We start from the raw sequence: 23,867 nt of genomic DNA, 5'->3' as shown, positions 1-23,867 counted from the left end.
TGGATAAAAGAAACGAGGCAAATAAGATGAAAAAAGAATTTACTATCAGTGCAAACCATCCCATTGTTAAAAACCATCTAGCTTACGGTCAGGCGTTATTGCCAGGGTTGGCTTATGTTGATTTACTGTATCAGTTTTTTCGGGAGCAGGGGTATGATTTTGCGGTATTGGAGCTTCGTAACTTGTCTATTTATCGTCCTTTGATAGTTGGAACAAGTGGCAGTATTAAGCTTTTGTTACAAGCAGATGAAGTATCTAAGGGGCTGTGGTCGATCGCATTACAAGACCGAGAACAACACAATGACAGTGTAACCCAAAAGCCGCAACTTTATATAAAAGCGGAAATGTATCATCACAGCACAGCGCCAATTTTTGAAGAACATCTGGATTTTCAAACTCTCCAGTCCGCCAGTAAAACGCAAATCAGCTTGTGTGATATCTATGCACAGTGCCGTTCTCAACAGCTGATTCACTCAGGAATAATGAAGGCAGAAGGAACAATTTACACGCTGGATGATGCACAAATTGTCGAAGTTTCTCTGCCAAAAGAAGCAATTGCTACTAATACTGAATTTATGTTTCATCCTACTATTATGGATGGTGGCAGTGTAGCTTCATCAAATTTATTTGCTGCATTGGTTGAAGGTGAACAGCGTTTATTTCTCCCATTATTTTATGAAAATTTCCGTGCATCTGATTTGTTTCACCAAAAGTGCATTGTCAGGGTTAAAACGGCATCAGTATTAAGAAAAAAAGACATGATCTATATGGATCTGGAATTCTTTAACGAATCTGGTCAAAAATTTGCTGAATTGAAAAAATTTGTTAATAAATTGGTGCTAGAAGCCGCTTTTATTAATCCAAATCTCAAAAAATCAGACAGTTTTCCAACACCTCAGCCGAATCAAAATCAGGAAACCTCTAGCAATCCACAATCAAATTTAAGTTTACCTCAGCTTGATAAATCTGAAGATTGGGAAAGTATAGAAAATTTACTAAAAGAGATTATTGCCCCATACTTAGGATGCTCTCCAGATGAAATAGATAGCGATGCTGGTTATTATGAATTAGGCTTAGATTCGGCAATGCTGCTAGAAGTTGTTACAGCATTAGAGAAAACGTTTGCTGTTAAACTTATTCCTACTTTATTATTTGAATATACAAACATCGCCGAGCTAGCTGATTACCTGATAAATGAGAATTTGATAAATCAAAACCTTACTAGCCAAGAGAATAATAATCTATTACTTACTAATTTTGCGAAAACACCAGCTAAACAAGAGGGCGATATTGCCATTATTGGGATAGCAGGGCGTTATCCTGGGGCAAATAATATTAATGAATTCTGGCAAAATTTAATTGCAGGTAAAGATTGTATTAGCGAAATACCTAAAGAACGATGGGACTGGCAAAAATTTGCCAAATACAAATCTCCATCAGGTAAAAATATATCAAAATGGGGAGGATTTATCCAAAACCCAGATTGCTTCGATCACCAGTTTTTTCGGATTTCTCCGCGAGAAGCTGAAGTGCTAGATCCACAGGAACGTCTGTTTTTGCAAACTTGCTGGGAATGTATTGAAGATGCTGGCTATACACCGGAAACTCTTGTATCTCGCCAGCAAGACGCACATCGTAGGCAAAGTGTTGGTGTGTTTGTTGGTGTGATGCACAAAGATTATGTTTTTCTCGGTGCAGAAGCTATTGCGCGTGGGGAAGAGTTTCTTTTATCTTTGAACTATGCGTCGATCGCTAACCGAGTTTCCTACTTTTGCGACTTTCACGGCCCCTCAATGGTGATCGATACCGTATGTTCATCCTCACTCACCTCCCTACACCTGGCTTTGGAAAGTATTAGACATGGGGAAAGTGATATTGCGATCGCAGGAGGAGTAAACCTGTCATTGCACCCGAATAAATATATGACTTATGGCTTACTCGATATGTATTCCAGCGATGGGCGTTGTCGGACTTTCGGCAGCGGTGGGGATGGTTATGTTTCAGGTGAAGGGGTAGGTGCTGTGGTTTTGAAACCTTTGGCACAGGCTATCCAAGATCGGGATCATATTTACGCTGTCATTAAAGGCAGCACAATTAATCATGTGGGAAAAGTGTCTGGGATTAGTGTACCAAACCCAGTAGCTCAGGGCGATATGATTCTACAATGCTTAGAGAAAACTGGTATTAACCCACGAACAATTAGTTATGTGGAAGCTCATGGTACGGGCACTTCTCTGGGCGATCCGATCGAGATTCAGGGCTTAACCAAGGCTTTTAAAACTTACACTAATGATAGGCAATTTTGTGCGATCGGCTCAGTTAAATCTAATATTGGTCACACAGAATCAGCCGCAGGCATTAGTGGTTTAACCAAAGTAGCTTTGCAACTATACTATAAAACACTGGTTCCCTCACTACACTCGCAAGAAATCAATCCTCACCTTGATTTGCCAGCATCGCCCTTTTATATTCAACATCAAACCCAGCACTGGGAAAAGCCCCCAAACTACCCACGACGCGCAAGCTTAAGCTCCTTTGGTGCAACCGGGTCAAATGCACATATAATTCTGGAAGAATATATTGCTGAACCCAGCGAAGTCATTTCTGCACAAACTACAGAAATTATAGAGAAAAGTGAATCTGTACTGATTCCTTTGTCTGCCAAAAATGAAGAACGACTTAGAGAAGTTGTCCAAAGGCTTTATGATTATTTAGTCTCTCAGTCTGAAGGTTTTGCAGCACAGAAAATAGCCAGTCTTAGAGATATCGCCTACACCTTACAAGTAGGTCGAAAAGCAATGGAAACTAGGCTGATTTTTCTGGTCGATCGCAAACAGCAACTAATTGAAAACCTAAAAGCCTTTTTAAAAGGTGACAACATTAAAGAAAATTGTTGGCAGAATAAGCAAGTTAAACAGCAAAAAACTGCTCGCCTTGGCGAGAATAGCGAGGCAATTTTACAACAATGGATGCTTGAAGGCAGACTCGATAAACTTGCACAGGAATGGATTCAAGGAGTTTATTTAAATTGGGAAAACCTTTATGCGTTGGAGAAAAATTTCCCAAAACCTGCCCGTGTCAGCTTGCCAACTTACCCTTTTGCTCAAGTAAGTCACTGGATACCAACAAAAGTTAAACCTACTCCGCTTTTTACGGCTCTTCATCCCTTATTACACTGTAATACTTCTACTCTCAACGAACACAAATTTACCTCTACCTTTAGCGGTGAAGAATTTTTCCTTGCCGATCATCTTGTGCAAGGTCAAAAAATTCTCCCTGGTGTTGCTTATCTGGAAATGGCACGAGTTGCGGTGCAAAATGCCACCTCAGTTAATGATTTGGGTGCCATACAACTCAAGAATATTATCTGGCAACAACCGCTAGTTATTGATGATCCAGAAAAAACGGTTCATATCCGCTTGTTTGCCAAAGAAAATTCACAAGTTGGTTTTGAAATTTATACTGACGATAAACACTCTCCTAATCAGCAAAGTCGCACCATGCACTGTCAAGGTATTGCTATCTTAAAAACACCTGATAGTGAAACTTATCTGGATCTGGAAGATTTGCAGGAAACAACAAATCAAAATCATTTCACTCCAGAGCAATGCTATCAAGTTTTTATGGCTATGGGTATTGAATACCGGGAAGGACATCAAGGTATAGCAGCAGTTCATTTTGGTAATAATCAGATATTAGCAGAACTAAAAATGCCTTCCTCGGTTTGGGACGATCGCGAACAGTTTACACTTCATCCGAGTATGCTGGATTCAGCATTGCAAGCGGCGATCGGTTTTGCTCTTGGTATACAGGCATCTGATACAGAACAACATTCCTCTTTACCTTATGCTTTGGAAACGCTGGAAATAAAGGCGAAATGTAGTATTTCAATGTGGGTTTGGATACGCTATTCTGAGCAGAATAAAGGAGATAGCCCGATTCAAAAATTTGATTTGGATTTATGCGATGATATCGGCAAAATTTGTGTAGTGATGAGAGGTTTTTCTTCTCGGATCTTCCGTTCTCCACAAACATTAATGCACCCCTTATTGCATCAACAAGTCGGCGATCGATTTGTCAGTCGATTCACAGGAGAAGAATTTTTTCTTCGAGATCATCAACAAGTTATGCTAGGTACAGCTTACCTGGAAATGGCTTGCAGTGCTGGTCAGATTAGCACAGGGCAGAAAATTATTGGACTCAAAAATATTGTTTGGAGTCAGCTTCTTTTTATTACTGGACAAGTTCAAGATGTATCTGTTCAATTGCATCAAGAAAGCGATCGACTTCCCTTGATTATCACCACACAAGATCGGACTTCTCAAGAAAAAATACATTTTCAATGCCAACTGGTCGTTGATCGGATTTTGTACCCAGCAACACCCCCTAAACTTAATATTCAGGATATTCTTTCTCGCTGTTCAGCTAGGATAGAAACGGCTGATTGCGATCGACTTTTGCAATCTACGCATGGCTCTAGTTTACTAACAATCAAACAATTATGGCACAACGAAAAAGAAGCAATAGCCTTACTTCAATTACCCGATAGTCTGAAATCAGGAAGAGAAGATTATGTCCTTCATCCCAGCATAACTAATGGTGCAATCTTAACAAGTGTTCTCTTTTCTTTACTGAATCGATCGCAGGAACATTTGCCTCTTCCTTTTGCCTTAGATAATCTTTGGATATATAAAGAAATACCTGAACAAGCTTACGCATATCTAAGATTGAACTCTGCCAATAAACACGATATCGACTTAATAGATGAAAAGGGCGAAATAATTGTTTCATTTAAAGGCTTTACCACTACCATTCCAGGTGCATTACAAGGTCGGGCAATTACTGAAAAAACTCTGGGACAACGTAATGTAATTTATGCCAGCACTCAATGGCAAGAAAGTGCTTTATCTGATTATCAATACTCAAAGCAAGCAACATCTTTAGACACAAATGTTCCTATCTTTATTCTTGTTCAAGAAAACCCAAAACTCAAAAACTTATTGCGCCATAAATGGCCTACAGCAAACATTGAAACCCTAACATTAGTGAATGCAGATATTGCCGAAACAGTTCAGGATAACTTTCTGCGAGTTTTTCAGCAAATCAAAAGCTGTATTGTCCAAAAGCCTAAACTTATTCAGCCAATAATTATACTTTTAACTGAAAATGAACATACTTATCTTTATGCAGGTTTGGCTGCTTTACTTAAAACAGCGAGATTTGAAAATTCCAAAATAGTAGGCAAAATAATTCGTTATGCGATCGACGATCGAACAGAAAGTTTTGTTGAATTAGTAGCAACAGAAATCAAATCAGACACACCCGATGTAGAAGTATTCTATACCCAAACTGGAACCAGAAAAACCAAAAAGCTAAACGAAGTATCCGACTTTAGTAATAGCCAAGAAAAATCTCTTTTTAATACAGATTTATTACATGAAGGTGATGTAGTTTGGATTACGGGTGGCTTAGGCGGTTTAGGACAAATTTTTGTCAAATATTTTAGTCAAATTAAAGGCTTGAAGCTGATTCTAAGTGGGCGTTCTCCATTGAATGCAGCTAAAGAAAAACTATTGCAAGAACTTCAACAAGCGGATATCGAAATTAGCTATCTAAGTTGCGATATCAGCAATAAGAAAGCAGTGGCAGATCTGATTCAAAAAATTCAAGAAAAGTATGGCAAATTAAATGGCATTATTCACAGTGCTGGATTGAATCAAGATGCTTATATTGTGAATAAAACAAGTGAAGAATTTATTAATGTATTGCGTCCTAAAGTAGCCGGAACTTTGGCGATAGATGAAGTTTGTCAAAATATAAAACTTGATTTTTTAGTTTTATTTTCTTCGATCGCAGGCGTTTTTGGCAGTATTGGTCAAGCTGATTATGCCACAGCAAATGCTTTTCTTGATAGCTTTGCTGAAGCGCGAAATCTCCTTGTTCAGCAAGGAAAGCGTTTTGGTAAAACTATTTCCCTAAACTGGCCTTTGTGGAAAGATGGTGGCATGGGAGTAGATGCACAGACTGAAACTTTGATGCAGCAAAATACTGGGATGATTGCATTGGAAACTCATGCAGGGTTAAAAGCTTATGAGTGGGCTTTAGCTTCTGAGTTTAACCAGGTTTTTGTGGCTCAAGGCGAAACTGAAAAAATTCGATCGCGTTTATTATCGTCATCATCAACTAGAGAAAATCAACAGCAAGTTCAAATAGATAAATCAGAGTTTTCTGAGCAGACAAATCAGGATGAGCAAAGTCAACGGAAATGGCTAATACGATTACTGCATAAAGATATTGCTGCATTTATCTGTCGCTTACAGAAAGTTAAACCGGAAGAAATTGAAATTGACGCTGAGTTTTTTGTTTATGGTTTTGATTCGATTAGCTTTACGAGTTTTACTAATTATTTAAATGAAACCTATGGTTTGGAATTAATGCCAACGCTGTTTTTTGAGTATTCAAGTTTGCGATCGCTCACCAACTCACTAATAGAAAATCATCAAGAAGCCTTACTAAAAAAATACAAACTCTCAAAAAAAGCTGCTTTACCCAGCCAACCTCAAGTCGCACCAGAGCAAATAGAGAAAAACCAAGGTTTTGAACCTTTACCTATCACAATCGTTGATTCTATCTTGACTCAAAACAATCAAACTAAAGTTGCTCCTATTGCCATTATTGGCATGAGCGGCAAATTTCCGGGCGCAGAAAATCTGACAGAGTTTTGGCATAATTTAGAGGCTAACCGCGATCTAATTAGTGAAATACCTGAAAACCGTTGGAACTGGCGAGATTACTACGGAGATCGCCAGAATCAAAGTGGCAAAACTAATGTTAAATGGGGCGGTTTTATTACTGATGTCGATCGCTTCGATCCTTTATTTTTTGGAATTTCCCCAGTAGAAGCCGAGTTAATAGACCCGCAATTTCGGCTGTTTTTGCAAACAGTTTGGGCGACAATTGAAGACGCGTGTTATCGGGCGAGCGATCTGTCTGGAAGCAAAACCGCTGTTTATGTAGGAGTCACTACTACAGACTATAAAGATTTAATGCAGCAAGCACTAATGAAGGAAAATTCCCCAGAATATTATGGAATGTTTCCCTTTATGCTGGCTAATCGTGTTTCGTATTTACTGAATTTTCGCGGGCCTAGTGAGGCGATAGATACAGCTTGTTCTAGTTCTTTAGTGGCTATTCATCGTGCGATCGAAAGCTTACGCCAAGGAAGTTGTGAAATGGCTATAGCTGGAGGAGTAAATATTATTGCTAACCCTCAATTGGTGATTGCAGCCGATCAAAGCGGTATGTTAAGTGAAGATGGACGCTGCAAAACCTTTGATAAAAGTGCTAATGGTTATGTCAGAGGCGAGGGCGTTGGCGCTATCTTGTTAAAACCCTTGGCAAAAGCCATAGAGGACAATGATTCTATCTACGGAATTATTCGTGGTTCGGCAGAAAATCACGGTGGTAAGGCAACTTCGCCCACAGCACCTAATCCAATAGCACAGCAAGAATTAATAGTTTCAGCCTACACCCAAGCAGGAATTGCCCCAGAAACTGTGAGTTATATTGAAGCTCACGGAACGGGAACTCCCCTTGGCGATCCGATCGAATTTAACGGACTCAAGGGCGCGTTTGCCCAACTTTATCAACAAAACGGAAGTGAGCCTGCAAAAGAGCCCCATTGTGCGCTGGGATCCGTGAAAACTAATATCGGACATTTGGAAGCCGCTGCGGGAATTTCCGGTGTTCTAAAAGTTTTATTGATGATGAAACATCGCATCATTCCCGGTAATTGTCATCTTCAAGAACCAAACCCTTATTTGCAATTAACTGACAGCCCCTTTTATTTAGCGAAAAATACTCAAGCTTGGACGGCTTTACAGGATGCGGAACAAAACCCCATACCCAGGCGTGCCGGAGTCAGTAGTTTTGGCATTGGCGGTACTAATGTTCATCTGGTTTTAGAAGAATATATTAGCCAGACAGCCGCCAAACAGCCAGACAACGGCGAAGCTAGAGCAATTATTTTATCAGCTAAGAATAAGCAATGTTTGGTTGAAATTGCCAGCAACTTGTATAACTTTCTCATTGCCAGCTACAATTCTTCTTCAACTAATCTATTACGTCTTAGTGATATTGCCTACACGCTTCAAATTGGACGTGAGGAAATGGAATATCGTTTAGGTTTTGTGGTTTCTTCGATTGAGGAACTTAAAGAAAAGCTGGCGGTTTATATTAGCGATCGCGAAGAAAATCAAGACTTATATGAAGGTAGCACTAAAGGAAACAAAGATACTGTAGAAACTTTTGGGTCTGATGATGATTTACAGGAAATACTGGCAAAGTGGATTGAGGGCAGGAAATTTGACAAAATCCTCAAGCTTTGGGTCAAAGGGCTTTCTGTGAACTGGAATAAATTTTACACCGGAACTTTACCCAAGCGGATCAGTTTGCCAACCTATCCGTTTGCGCGTGAAAGTTACTGGCTTCCGACACCTGTTCAACATAAGGCTAAATCCGATGGATTGTCGGAATCACCAGTCGAAGCTGATGAAACTTTTGGGGTATTGATGTGTCACCCAGTTTGGCAAGAAAAGGCGACTTCGATCGAGTCAGATTCAGTCGATCTTGCTTCTCTAAATTATAGTCAACACCTGATTCTATTCTGTGAAATGGATGTGCCTACGGGTGAAGAAAGCCATTTATCTCAAAATGTCATTTGTCGTGTACTTCAATCTCAGAGTGAAGATTTGGCGCTACGCTATCAATCTATTTGCGAACAGGTTTTTACGCATCTCAAAGAAATTTTAGAGAATCAACCGAAAGGCAAAATATTAGTACAGATTGTAATTCCAGGTAACGGAACAGATGACCCTGAAGATACTGGTTGTCTGTTTCAAGGACTTTCTGCTTTGCTGAAAACTGCACATTGGGAAAATCCCAAAATTATTGGGCAAGTTATTGAAGTCGATCGCCACAACACAAACGACCAATTAATTAAACAAATCCCAGAAAATAGTCAGTGCCCAGAAGATTTACAAATCAGATACCGACTTACCCAACGTCAAGTAATTTCTTGGAAAGAACTTCCTATTTCAGAACAGCAAGCTACTTACATACCTTGGAAAGAAGGGGGAGTCTATTTAATTACTGGCGGCGCTGGTGGCTTAGGTTTGATTTTTGCTAAAGAAATTGCTCGTTCTGTCAAGAATTCAACTATTATTCTAGCGGGTCGCTCTTTGTTAAGTAAGAAAAAACAAGAATTACTGCAACAAGAAGCGAAACTATTAGGTGCGCGAATTGAATATCGACAAGCTGATATCAGTCAACCGAAAGAAGTGGATGATTTGATCCAAAATATTTTACGGGATTTCACTAAACTTGATGGGATTTTGCATTCAGCTGGGATTATTCGGGACAATTTTATTATTAAAAAAACGGTTGCAGAGTTTCAACAGGTGTTAGCACCTAAAGTTTGCGGTACGGTATATTTGGATCGAGCTACCAAGGAAATTAATCTGGATTTCTTTATCTTGTTTTCTTCAGGTGTTGCAGTGCTGGGTAATGCTGGTCAGGTGGACTATGCTGCTGCTAATGCTTTTATGGATGCTTATGCTCATTATCGTCATACTTTGTGTGCGTCAAATAAACGTTTTGGTCGAAGCCTTTCGATTAATTGGCCTTTCTGGAAAGAAGGCGGTATGGGTATGGATGAGCAACAGTTAAATGCCTTAGAACAAAATACAGGGATCGAAGCTTTGCAAACTAACAGTGGCATAAATGCGTTGCTGCGTGTACTTAATTTAAAACCAAATCAAGTTATGGTGTTGTCAGGTAATCTGAGCAAAATTCGACAAGGGTTGTTTGCTGCATCGACAGAGCTTAGTTATGATCAGCCTTCATCTTCAGATTTTGCGATCGACGATCGCCACCTATTAACCAAAACATTACACCAATGTAAAACTCTTTTTGGCAGCATTATTAAATTATCCGTCGATCGCATCGAGGCAGAAGAACCTCTAGAACACTATGGAATTGACTCAATGATTGTTATTCAAATGAACCTTCGTTTGGAAACAATTTTTGGTGAAATTTCCAAAACTCTGCTCTATGAACATCAGACACTCAGCGAACTAGCAAAATATTTAATGACCGAATACAGACAAAAATGTATTAACTGGACTGGTTTAGCTACTGATTCTACAACTGACAAATCAACACCTTCAAAACCTAAAATTGTCTCCGAATTTAAAGTTACTCCAGAGTTTAAAATATCATCTAATCTTTCTTTAAAAGTACAGACACCTTGGCAATATGAACCAATTGCAATTATTGGTATAGCTGGTCGTTATGCTCAAGCCAATACACCCCAAGCTTATTGGGAAAATTTACTCTCAGGCAAAGATTGTGTAACAGAAATTCCTCCAGAACGTTGGTCTTTGGAAGGCTTTTATCATGAGAATTTAGAAGAGGCTATTGTTCAAGGTAAAAGTTACAGTAAATGGGGAAGTTTTATTACCAATTTTGCTGATTTCGATCCTCTGTTCTTTTCGATTTCTCCTCGTGAAGCTATCGGTATCGATCCGCAGGAACGCCTGTTTTTGCAAACTGCTTGGGAGACGATCGAAGATGCAGGCTACACCAGAGAAACACTACGAGATAAGTTTCAACAGCAAGTCGGAGTATTTGTTGGTATTACCAAAACAGGTTTTAACTTATATGGCCCAGAACTATGGCAGCGTGGCGAAATAGTTTACCCGCATACATCTTTTAGCTCGGTTGCTAATCGCGTTTCTTATATTTTAAATCTGCGGGGGCCAAGCTTACCGATCGATACAATGTGTTCTTCTTCGTTAACGGCTATTCACGAAGCTTGCGAACATATTCGTCGTCGGGAGTGCGAGTTGGCTATTGCTGGGGGCGTTAATTTATATCTTCATCCTTCTTCTTATATTCAATTGTGTGCGGCTAATATGCTTTCACCAGATGGGAAATGTAAAAGCTTTGGCAAAGGCGCTAACGGTTTTGTGCCAGGTGAAGGCGTAGGTGCGGTATTGCTTAAGCCTCTTGAGCGAGCAATTGCCGATCGCGATAATATCTATGCAGTCATTCGTGCTTCAAGTGTGAATCATGGCGGAAAAACCAATGGTTACACAATACCCAATCCGAATGCACAAGCCGAATTAATCGAAGAAGCTTTGAATAAAGCTGGAATAGACGCACGCACGCTCAGTTATATTGAAGCACATGGAACGGGAACCGAGTTAGGCGATCCGATCGAAATCAGCGGTTTAACCAAAGCCTTCCAAAAATATACCACCGCTACCAATTTCTGTGCATTAGGTTCAGTTAAATCCAATCTGGGACACCTGGAAGCAGCCGCAGGTATTGCAGGATTAACAAAAATTATTCTGCAACTGAAACACAAGCAAATTGTGCCAAGTCTTCATGCTACTGAATTAAACACTAATATTAATTTTGACAAAACCCCCTTTGTTTTGCAGCAAACACTGTCAACATGGAAAAGACCAGCGATCAAGATTGAGGGTGAAACTAAAGAATATCCCAGAAGAGCGGGAATTTCTTCTTTTGGTGCTGGTGGAGCGAATGCTCACTTGATTGTAGAAGAGTATGTCAGGGAAGAGTGGGTTAGTGAGATGAGAGAAGGCGATCGCAATAATGAAGCACAAATCATTACATTATCAGCAAAAAATGAAAATCGTCTCTACTGTGTTGCTCAAAATTTATCCGATTACTTGAATTCAAAGCAAGCCGCCAACTTAACCCTGCGTGAGATCGCCTATACTCTTCAAATAGGGCGTGAAGCAATGGAAGAACGTTTAGCTTTGATTGTTCATTCCTTAGATGAACTCAAACAAAAACTTAGTCGCTTTATTGCCCGTGAAACTGGGATTGAAGATCTGTATCGCGGACAGGTGAAAGGAAATAAAAAATCATTAGCTTTATTTACTGACGATGATGAACTTCAGGAGGCGATCGAAAAATGGATTCAACGCCGAAAATTCGCCAAATTAGTTGAGCTTTGGAGTCAGGGATTGCAGGTTGATTGGTACAAACTTTATGGTGAGTCAAAACCCGATCGTGTCAGTCTGCCAACCTATCCCTTTGAACCAGAAAAATACTGGATCGAAAAATTACTTAATATCAAACCTGAAAATTCCGCCTTGTCAGAGGAACAAAGTATTGTCAAATTACACCCACTGATCCACGAAAATACCTCAAACTTTTTCCGGCAATGTTTTAGTTCTAGCTTTAGCGGTAAAGAGTTTTTCTTAGCCGATCATTTGGTGCAAGGTAAACGAGTTCTACCTGGAGTTGCTTATCTGGAAATGGTTCGTAAGGCGGTTACTGTGGCGATCAATACACAAATAGAAGAATACGACCTGCGTTTTTCTAACGTAGCTTGGGTAAAACCAATTATTGTTGAAAACCAGCCGTTAAAAGTGCATACCGCATTGCAAGTAGAAGACATCACGACCATTAGCTTTGAAATTTATACTGATTCCAACCAGACAAATACTATCTTACATTGCCAAGGCTTTGTGGAGCTTTGCTTTTTAGATAAAAGCCAAGCTTTGGATCTAGTGAATTTACAAACTCAGTGTCAGCAAAACAAACTTTCTGCGGATCAATGTTATCAAATCTTTGAATCAGTCGGCATTAAATACGGCCCAGGACACAGGGGGATTGATACTGTCTACATAGGAAATCGCCAGGTACTCGCCAAACTCTGCTTGCCTACCTCTGTTGCCAACACCGCAGATGAATTTGTTTTGCATCCGAGTTTGATGGATTCTGCTTTGCAGGCTTCGCTAGGTTTGGCTATAGACAGCGAGGTTTCCTCTGTCTCCAAACCCTCCTTACCATTCGCACTAGAAGCGCTGGAAATACATGATAAAGGATTAATGCCAAGTTGGGCTTGGATTCGTGAATCTAGCCATAGCAATGCACAGATGCAAAAACTTGATATCGATCTGTGCGACGATCGGGGACAGATTTGCGTTAGGATGCGAGGTTTCTCTTCACGAGGACTTGATCGGGCGTTAGTCTCACCAGAAGCTAGTTTAACCTTGTTAACCCCTGTATGGAATGCCATCTCGCTTCAGCAAATAGAAGATCAGGGCGACACTTTTACTAGCGATCACATTTTGATTATAGGTGGTAACGAACAACAAAAAGCTACCTTTAGACAGATTTATTCTGATGTTTTGTGGTGTTCTGAAACAAAACTCGAAGAGACAACCCGCCAAATTGAAGCATTATCATCTCAGAAGAACACATTGCATATTATTTGGATAGCCCCGGATCTTCCCATAACTTCTGTAGCACAGGAATCACTGATTAGTGAGCAAAACCAAGGAACACTTTATCTATTTCGTTTACTGAAAGTGCTGCTGGAGTACGGTTATGGCGATCGAGAACTACATTGGACAGTTATTACCACACAAACACAAGCAGTACACAAACAAGACATCATCAACCCCACATACGCCAGCGTACACGGACTGATCGGTTCCCTTGCCAAAGAATATCCCCATTGGCAAATTCGTTTGTTAGATATGGACGCAGCCCCGCAAAATTGGCCTGTTCGCGATATGCTGACATTACCCGCAGATAAAAATGGCGATGCAATTGCCTATCGAGGGAAGGAATGGTTTAAACAAGCTTTGATACCTGTTTTTGAAAGTGAGGTATCACAACCTTGCTATCGTTCTCATGGGGTTTATGTGGTGATTGGCGGCGCAGGTGGTATTGGCGAAGCCTGGAGTCGGTGGATGATCGAGCAATATCAAGCGCGGATTATTTGGCTGGGCAGAAGAAAAAAAGATGCTTCGATTCAGGAAAAACTGGACGCTTTATCAAAACTCGGCACTCCACCAATCTACATCGAAGCTGATGCCAGCGACCTAGAGACTTTACAAACAGCGTATCAGGAAATTAAAGACAGCTACGGTAATATTCATGGCGTGATTCATTCGGCAATTGTCCTGGCAGACAAAAGCTTGGCTAAAATGGATGAACTACAATTCCAGGCTGGGCTAAGGGCGAAAATTGATGTAAGCGTGCGTCTAGCGCAAGTGTTCGCCAAGGAAGCGTTAGATTTTGTCCTATTTTTCTCTTCCATGCAGTCCTTTGCCAAAATGCCAGGGCAAAGTAATTATGCGGCTGGATGTACCTTTAAAGATGCGTTTGCTAGTCAACTGGCGCAGGAATGGTCTTGTCCAGTGAAAGTGATGAACTGGGGCTATTGGGGTAGTGTCGGTGTGGTGGCGACAAGTGCATATCGCGATCGCATGATACAAGCAGGAGTCGGTTCAATAGAACCCCAAGAAGGTATAGCAGCCATCCAAACCCTGCTACGATCGCCACTAAATCAGTTAGCTTTGTTAAAGCAACTACCATCCGGGAGTAACACTCAGCATCAAGACATAGAAGAATGGATCGTAAATTATCAAAATGAACTTCCTTCCTGCATGGATAGTTTGCCAACATATCTTGCGGAACAGTCTCTTCCAGCGATCGACATCAAAGCTTCCACCGCCGAACAAGCTGCTTTAATGGAAGAAATGTTGCACAAAATACTATTAACTACTTTGCAGTCTTTAGGCTTATTTGAAAAGCGTTCCGAACAAGGTACTTTTGTTTTACCGATCGCTAAATCCTATAAGCGATGGCTAGAAGAAAGCTTACAAATCTTGCAAGCAAAAGCATATCTGGAATATGATGTACAGAATTATATAAATAAACAGCCATTTATTGACCAAGCATATTTATGGCAAGAATGGGATACATTCAAAACAACCTGGCTGCAAGATAGCAATCAAAAAGCTCTAGTTAATCTGATAGAACCTTGTTTACGTGCTTTACCCGAAATTATTACAGGGAAACAACAGGCAACCGATGTTATATTTGCCGATTCCTCGATCGCACTTTTAGAAGATGTTTATAAAGGTAACGTAGTTGCTGATTTTTATAATCGAATTCTTCAAAATAGTGTGGTGGCTTATATTCAATTACGATTAGCGCAAGACCCTACCGCACAAATCCGCATATTGGAAATTGGTGCTGGAACAGGTGGAACAAGTGCTGGATTACTGGCGCAACTTCGCCCATTTCAAAATAACATTGCCGAGTATTGTTATACAGATATTTCTCAAGCCTTTTTACAGCACGCCCAACGGGAATATGCCCCCACATATCCATATATTATAACGCAAATCTTTGACGTAGAAAAACCTCTAGCTGAACAGGGAATACAGCCTAATCACTACGATTTAGTAATTGCAGCTAATGTATTACACGCCACCAAAAATATTCGCAATACCCTACGTAATGCCAAGGCAATCTTACGCAAACATGGCTTGATCTTTTTGAATGAAATAAGTAATAAATCCTTGTTTTCCCATTTAACTTTCGGTTTATTGGCAGGTTGGTGGCTGTATGAAGATGCGGCTTTGCGAATCACTGGTAGTCCGGCATTAAGTCCGATTAGTTGGGCTAAAGTTTTGACAGAAGAAGGCTTTAGTTCCGTTACTTTTCCGGCGTTATTTGCCGCAAAATCTGGAGGTGATTTTGGTCAACAGATTATTTTTGCAGAAAGCGATGGTGTTGTTAGACAAAAAAATCATCTCCAGACTTCACTGTTAACACCATCAGCACCTACGAGGCCAAGGATAGAAGTAAAGAAAAAAGAAATCCAACAGGGACAATCATTATCTAGCTCTAATGTGACAATTAAACCGATCGCAAATACCGAAACCCTAAAAGAGAAAGCTAAACTTTACATCAAAAAGCTAGTTGCTTCTACACTGCAACTTTCAATTAGCCAGATAGATTCTACCCAACCATTGGAAGTTTATGGACTGGATTCAATTTTGGTGATCCAATTGACCAGTACCTTACGCAAAGCATTTAAAAATATCAGCAACACATTATTTTTTGAAGTACAAACAATTGATGGTGTTGTCGATTATTTACTTGAAAGCCAGTCAGAGGAATTTATAGCCTTGCTGGGGTTGGAAAGGGAAGTAATTTCTGAAACAGCGATCGCCAAAAGTACAACATTGGAAATATCCCAAACCACCAGAGAAACAAATGGGGAAAAGCGACCTTTACTGAAACCGAATTTAAGAACTGCGCGACAATTGGCCCTAACTGAATCACCAGAAAATCGATCGCGATCCAATCAAGACATCGCCATTATTGGATTGAGCGGACGTTACCCCCAAGCCAAAAACATTGATGAATTTTGGCAGAACTTAAAAGCAGGGAAAAACTGCATCAGCGAAATACCTCAAGAACGATGGGACTGGAAGCAATATTTTGATCCAGAAAAAGGTAAAGAAGGAAAACTCTATACTCGCTGGGGAGGCTTTATTGACGATGTAGACGAATTTGACCCTCTATTTTTCCAATTATCAGCGAGAGAAGCTGAACGCATGGATCCGCAAGAAAGATTATTTTTGGAGTGCGCTTATAACTGCATTGAAGACGCAGGCTATACACCTGCAAGCCTCTGTGACAGCCGCAAAGTAGGGGTTTTTGTTGGCGTAATGAATAGCACTTACCCACTTCAGCCTAGCGACTGGTCGATGGCTAATCGGGTTTCCTACTTGTTTAACTTTCAAGGCCCCAGCTTGTCGGTGGATACAGCTTGCTCATCTTCCCTAACAGCCCTACATTTAGCAGTAGAGAGCTTGCATAGTGGTACAAGTGAATGCGCCATTGTCGGTGGTGTGAACTTGATTCTCGACCCAATTCAGTATTTGAGCCTCAGTGCGATGATGATGCTTTCTTTAACTAACGAGTGTAAGCCTTTTGGCGATAATGCTGATGGATTTGTCGATGGAGAAGGCGTGGGTGCAGTAGTGTTAAAACCCTTGGCGAAGGCAAAGCAAGATGGGGACGCTATCTACGCTGTTATCAAAGGCAGTGCGATCAATGCGGGGGGAAAGACTAATGGTTATACTGTGCCTAATCCAATCGCACAATCTCAGTTGATTCAGGAAGCCTTAACTCGATCAGGAGTTAACCCTAGAACTATCAGTTATCTAGAAGCTCATGGTACGGGTACGGCGTTAGGCGATCCGATCGAAATTACTGGTTTGAGTAAAGCCTTTGGTTACACTGAAGATAAGCAATTCTGTGCCATAGGTTCAGTTAAATCGAATATCGGTCATACCGAAAGCGCCGCAGGTATTGCTGGTTTAACCAAAGTCTTACTACAACTAAAGTATCGCCAATTAGTGCCTTCTTTGCATTCACGGCAGCTAAACCCCAATATCAATTTTGCTGAAACGCCTTTTTTTGTACAGCAAATACTCGAACCTTGGGAAAGACCAGTGCTGAAAATTAAGGGAGAAACTAGGGTTTTTCCGCGAATTGCTGGTATATCATCTTTTGGTGCTGGTGGTGCTAATGCTCATGTTATTGTTCAAGAATATATTAATGATGAGGAAATGGATCTGGCGAATCGTGCTGATGAAGAAGAAGTAAAAAGCGATTGCTTGATTGTTGTTTCTGCCAAAGATGAAGACCGACTTCGGGAAGTTGTCAAAAAATTGTGTTCTTACGCAAGAGATTGTAGTGTGGCAGATCGGGGTAAGACACAAACAGCACAGATGCAAGCGATCGCTTATACTCTCCAGGTTGGACGCGAAGCAATGGAAGAGCGTCTGGGACTGATTGTAGCCTCCCTTGCTGAACTAAGCGAAAAACTCCAGGGCTTTTTGGACGGACGAAGCGATATTGAAGACCTCTATCGGGGCCAGGTAAAACGCAATAAGGATGCTATATCTATACTTGCCAGTGATGAAGATTTCACAGAAACTATTGATACTTGGATTCACAAACGTAAGTATGGCAAAATTTTAGAACTTTGGGTCAAAGGCTTTGTTTTTGACTGGAATAAGTTATATGGCGAACAGAAACCGCCTCGCCTTCACTTGCCAACCTATCCTTTTGCACGGGAACGCTATTGGGCAAAAGCGATCGACTTATTACCCCCTTATACCTCTTTAGCAATCAATCATCAAAATCAAGAAAAGATTCATCCCTTAGTCCATAAAAACACCTCCAATCTCGCAGAACAACGTTTTACTTCAACATTTAGCGGACAGGAGTTTTTTCTGGCAGATCATCTGATCAATGGGGAAAAAGTTTTACCCGGTGTCGCCTATCTGGAAATGGCACGAGTAGCAGGAGAGTTAGCGTTACCAAACTGCTCAACAAACGTAGAAAAAACTTATATTCAACTTAAAAACATTATTTGGGCAAAGCCCTTTACCTGCAATAGTCAAACCCAAACCATTCATATCAAGATTTTTCCTGTTACCTTTGAAGATACTCAGGGAAAAAATACTAGCGTTAACAATAACGGCGACGTTAGTTTTGCAGAGATTGGTTATCAAGTCTATTCAAACACAGCCACAGAAAATGAAGTTATTGTCCATAGTCAAGGTGTTGTAACTTTCAGTAAGATTGGCGAAGTTGCTGCTTTGGATCTATCAGCCTTGCAAGAGAAGATCAATCAGAAAAAATTCTCCAAACAGCAATGTTATGATGCCTTTAAAACAATGGGGATTGAATATGGTCATGGTCAACAAAGCATAGAAGATATCTATGTTAGTCCTAGCCAAATCAGTGGTTGCGAAGTTTTAGCAAAACTCAAGTTACCTGCTGTTGTTACTGATACTAATAGTGAATTTGTTCTTCACCCCAGTATTATAGATTCAGCCTTTCAAGCTTGTATTGGATTAACGGTTGGACAACCTGCATTTGAGTCTGGGCAGATTTCAGTTCCCTTTGGGTTAGACAGGCTGGAAATCATGAGAAAATGTCAAGAAACGATGTGGGCTTGGATACGCTATTGCGATCGCAATTCCGCCAACAGACAAAGCTCAAATTATAGCCTAACCAAAATTGACATCGATCTGTGTGATGAAAGCGGTAATATTTGCGTTCGGATTAAAGGATTTTCTCCTCGTACTCTGGCGATAGAAGAAAGCAAATCGATTACAACTTGGATAGGCTTTCCAGTTTGGCAAGAAAAAGCATTAACCGAAGACAAAAGATCTAAATATGCTCAACGCATTGTAATTTTATGTGAAATAGAATGGTTTGGCGGTCGATCAATTACATCTCAAATTGAAGGTGCTGTCTGTATTCATTTGACAACTCAAGCAAAAACACTGGCAGAACGCTTTCAAGAAATTACAATTCAAGTCTTTGAGCGAGTAAAAGCGGTATTCAAAGAAAAAAGCACAGGAGCAACGTTGATCCAGATTGTCATACCTTCTTCTGGAGCAACGTATCTATTTAGTGCGCTTACTGGATTGCTCAAAACTGCTCACTTAGAAAACCCAGCGATTCTGGGACAACTTATCGTTGTAGAATCCAATGAAACTCAGTCAAGTCTGATTGATAAAATTCAACGAAACAGTCATTGCCCTGAAGATACTTTTATTCGCTATCAATACGAAAAACGCTACATTATTTCCTGGCAAGAACTTTCACCTTTAGAACAGGTGATTCAAATTCCCTGGCAGGAAGGTGGTGTTTATTTAATTACAGGCGGACTTGGCGGACTTGGATTTATCTTTGCAAAACATATTGCACAACAAACTAAGCAAGTTTCTCTGATTCTGACAGGGATATCTGCCTTAGATGAGCGCCGACTTAAGCAACTTAAAGAACTAGAATCTTTGGGAGCTAAAGTTAGCTATCGTCAGATTGATGTCAGTCAGAAACAAGAAGTAAAAAACTTAATTAAAGACATCGAAAACAACATCGGATCGCTTAGGGGTATTTTGCATATCGCTGGGATTATTCGGGATAATTTTATTATCAAAAAAACAACGCAAGAGTTTCAATCAGTGCTTGCACCTAAAGTTGATGGTGTGATTCATTTAGATGAAGCGACTAAAGATTTAAATCTCGATTTCTTTATTTTATTTTCCTCTTTGGCGGGCAGTAATGGCAATGTGGGACAGGTAGATTATGCTTGTGCAAATGCGTTTATGGATGCTTATGCTCATTACCGTAATGATTTGGTTGCGGCAAAAGAACGCTTCGGACAAACGCTTTCTATTAATTGGCCACTGTGGAAAGAAGGTGGTATGCAAATCAATCCAGAGCATGAAAAAACCCTTCTGCAAAATTTGGGACTTGTACCAATGCAGACAGAAATTGGAATTCAAGTTCTGATTCAAGGTATTTTCTCAGGGCAGAGCCAATTTATGGTTTTAACAGGAGATAGGTCACGCCTACAAAAATCACAGCAGGTACGTCCATCATCACTGCCATCTCAAATGGAAATTCAAGACACAGACATTAATGAAAATGATTTTGTGGCTAGGTCAATTCATTATTTTAAAAATCTCATCTCTTCTATATTAAAGATACCTGCCCATCGAATTCAACCCGATGAATCGTTAGAGATTTATGGCATTGATTCTGTTGTGATTATGCAATTAACTAATCAGTTGGAAAAAGTTTTTGGTTCTTTATCGAAAACTCTGTTTTTTGAGTATCCAACGATTGAGGAAATAACCCAGTATTTTGTCGCGTCTCATAAAGAAAAACTGAAGATAGCCCTTGGTTTTGATCGAACAGAAGCATTTGTAAATCATCCCTTAGTTTCTGTTAATGAAGCCAGTCAGAAGATAAATGAACAATCTCGCTTTTTAGCTCCTGAACAACAGTTATCGCCATTACCTGTGACGCAATCTCAGGATATTGCTATTATCGGTGTTTCTGGGCGTTATCCCTTGTCTCCAAATTTGGAAACATTCTGGGAAATTTTATCTCAAGGTAAAAACTGTATTACTGAAATTCCCAAGAGTCGCTGGGATTACAATTTGTATTTCGATCTTGAACCTTCTTCGAGTAAAACATATAGCAAATGGGGCGGTTTCTTGGCTGATGTGGACAAATTTGATCCCCTGTTTTTCAATATTTCTCCTCGTGAAGCGCAGTTGATGAACCCTAACGATCGCCTTTTCCTAGAAACAGTCTGGGATTTGCTGGAACGTTCGGGGTATACACCAGAAAGAATAGAAGAGCGACACGAGAATAAAGTGGGGGTTTATGTGGGAGCTATGTATCAACAATATCAGGCTTTAGCTTCTGACCCCGTACAAGAGTCAATCCTTTCCTTATCTTCCTATAGTGCGATCGCTAATCGTGTATCTTACTTCTTTGATTTTCATGGGCCTAGTATGGCAATTGATACGATGTGTTCTTCTTCGTTAATTGCGATACAGTTAGCTTGTGATACTCTGCTTAAAGGTGAATGCCAAATGGCGATCGCTGGAGGTGTAAATCTTTCGATTCATCCCAACAAATATATTGGCTTAAGCTTAAGCCAAATGATTAGCCGACAAAACACCAGCAAAAGCTTTGGTGAGGGTGATGGTTATGTTCCCGCAGAAGGTGTTGGTGCAGTATTATTAAAGCCCTTAGCTAAGGCGATTGCAGATGGAGATTCTATTTTAGCCGTCATTAAATCTATTAATACAAATCATAGCGGACATACTCACGGTTTTCATGTACCTTCCCCGAATGCTCAAGCTCAATTAATTGAAGATAACTTCCGTAAATCTGGCATCGATCCACGCACTATTAGTTATGTTGAAGCCGCAGCTAATGGCTCTCCTTTGGGAGATCCAATCGAAGTAAGTGCGCTCAATAAAGCCTTTCAAAAATTTACTAAGGATCGAGGTTTTTGTGCGATCGGTTCGGTAAAGTCAAATATTGGTCATGCAGAGGCGGCTTCGGGAATATCCCAACTGACAAAAGTTATTTTACAGCTTCAGCACCAACAGCTTGTACCATCGATCAATGCAGAATTGCTGAATCCGAATTTAAGCTTCGATGATTCGCCTTTTTATCTGCAACAAAAACTTCAACATTGGCAACGTCCAGTATTAAATATTAATGGTCAGGAGCAGGAGTTTCCTCGACGTGCAACAGTCAGTTCCTTTGGTGCTGGGGGTTCCAATGCACATTTAATTATCGAAGAATATATTCCTTCTTCAAATAAGAACCTAGTCAGATCTGATGTGGATTTTTCAACCGATCGTGAGTTAATGGTTTTCTCTGCTAAAAGTCGAGATCGTCTTCAGGCTATGCTGCAACAAATGAGCGATTTTGTGCAATCTAATAAACAACTTTCCTTGAAGAATATGGCTTATACTCTTCAAGTAGGACGTATGGCAATGACCCATCGAATTGCGATTTTGGTTAATAATCAAGAAGAATTGATCCAGGGAATCAAGGAAGCTTTGAATTGCTTAGAACAAAATGTTGCGATCGATACATCTATTCCAATATATATCGGCAATTTGGAGGCAGAACATTCAGAAATCAAGCATTTAATTTCTGGTAAATCTGGAGAAGCAATGGTGAAAGTGCTTTTTGCAGAAAATGATCTGGAAAAGATCGCACTTTACTGGGTTAACGGAGGTAAAATTCCCTGGCCATTACTGCATAAAAAAGGTCAAGCTTCTATTATTTCTCTGCCAACCTATCCCTTTATCAAGCGACGCTGCTGGGTTGAGGCTAACCCTGAGATGAAAATTACATCTCAAGTTGAACCCAAAGATCAAATAGAGCCAATTTCTCAAAGCGTTAATAATCTAAGTATTTCTAGCAAAAACATAGAAATAGCACTTAGGGATATTATGCTTCTCACAATAGGGCTAAAGGCAGAAGAAATCAATCTCAATACCTCACTAGTTCAATATGGGGTTGATTCTGTTATGTTTCTGCAAATTTTCCAGCAAATAAAATCTAATATCGATAGTAAGATTAACTTAGGGCAGTTGCTAGAATGCCGAACAATGCAGGAAATCCTGATCTATTTGAAATCGTCAAGAGATAGATCACAAATTGAGCCAGAAAAGGTGAATCATCAACTAGTAGGCTTTTCCTCATCAAATAACGCTTCTTTCCCAGAGTTAATTCAGCTTAATTCGAGTACCAAGGGAAGACCTGTATTTTGGTTTCATGGTATCGCAGGTGTTAAGGTTTACGAGCCTGTAGCTGAAAAAAGTCAGCGTCCCTTCTATGGCATTCAGCCCTGGAGTTGGATAAACAAAACCCAGATTACTTCTCAGATAAAATCTATGGTGAAGCGTTACCTTGAGGCAATACAATCTGTGCAACCAGAAGGCCCTTATGATTTTGGTGGCTATTCTCTGGGTGGGATGTTTGCTTATGAAGCAACCCGTCAATTACAGGAACTCGGAGAGAGAGTTGAGAGTATTGTAATGGTAGATACATTACAATATAAGCCTGGTGAGATGGATCAATACTCGCACAAAACAAAGTATTTGATTGCCTTGAACCGGGCTTTGACCTTATCTGCATGGCAAGAATCAGAAGAAACTGTGCAGAAAATGCTAATTAATTCAGATGAATTGGATTCAAGTTTAAGTGACGAGGAATATTTAACTCAATTGATTGCCTTAGCTAAACAACGAGGGTTGGTGAAAACAGAAACGGAAATACGTGCCGATCTCGAACAGGCAACAAGCCTAGATGAATTTTATCAAACCGATCCCTTTACTTTTATGTTGTTGCCTAATCCTGATGCGGTCAACTGCTATTATTTCCGCAACAAAAACGGATCGATGTTGGGCGATCGAGTTCCCTATTATTTTGCGACACCAGAGGACAGAGAAAAATTTGCCACAAGCAATCATTTAGCTGCTTCGCAACAGTGGAAAAACAACTTGCCGAATATGCAAATTATTGATGTTGATTCGTCCAGTCACATGACAATGCTCTCGGAAGATAAGTCACGCCAGATGATTATTAAATTTTGTGAAAGTCTGTATTCTTAA

1 protein-coding gene is annotated in these 23,867 nt (G+C 40.2%); it reads left to right on the top strand.

The genetic code is table 11. The features are described 5' to 3' along the window. Positions 1–26 precede the first annotated feature (26 nt). The gene (locus tag PL11201_RS25770; RefSeq protein WP_159451505.1) at positions 27–23,867 is read left to right on the top strand and encodes an SDR family NAD(P)-dependent oxidoreductase; all 23,841 of its coding nucleotides are present in this window, start codon (positions 27–29) and stop codon (positions 23,865–23,867) included.

The sequence above is a fragment of the Planktothrix sp. PCC 11201 genome, assembly GCF_900009135.1.
In the GTDB taxonomy this organism is placed as follows: Bacteria; Cyanobacteriota; Cyanobacteriia; order Cyanobacteriales; family Microcoleaceae; genus Planktothrix.
The sequence above is the reverse complement of the archived record's forward strand: the minus strand, read 5'-3'. Positions and strand labels throughout refer to the sequence as shown.

What these genes read in the sequence shown, in the direction of transcription:
- PL11201_RS25770 (WP_159451505.1), top strand. Translation starts at nt 27, where the DNA reads ATGAAAAAAGAATTTACTATCAGTGCAAACCATCCCATTGTTAAAAAC.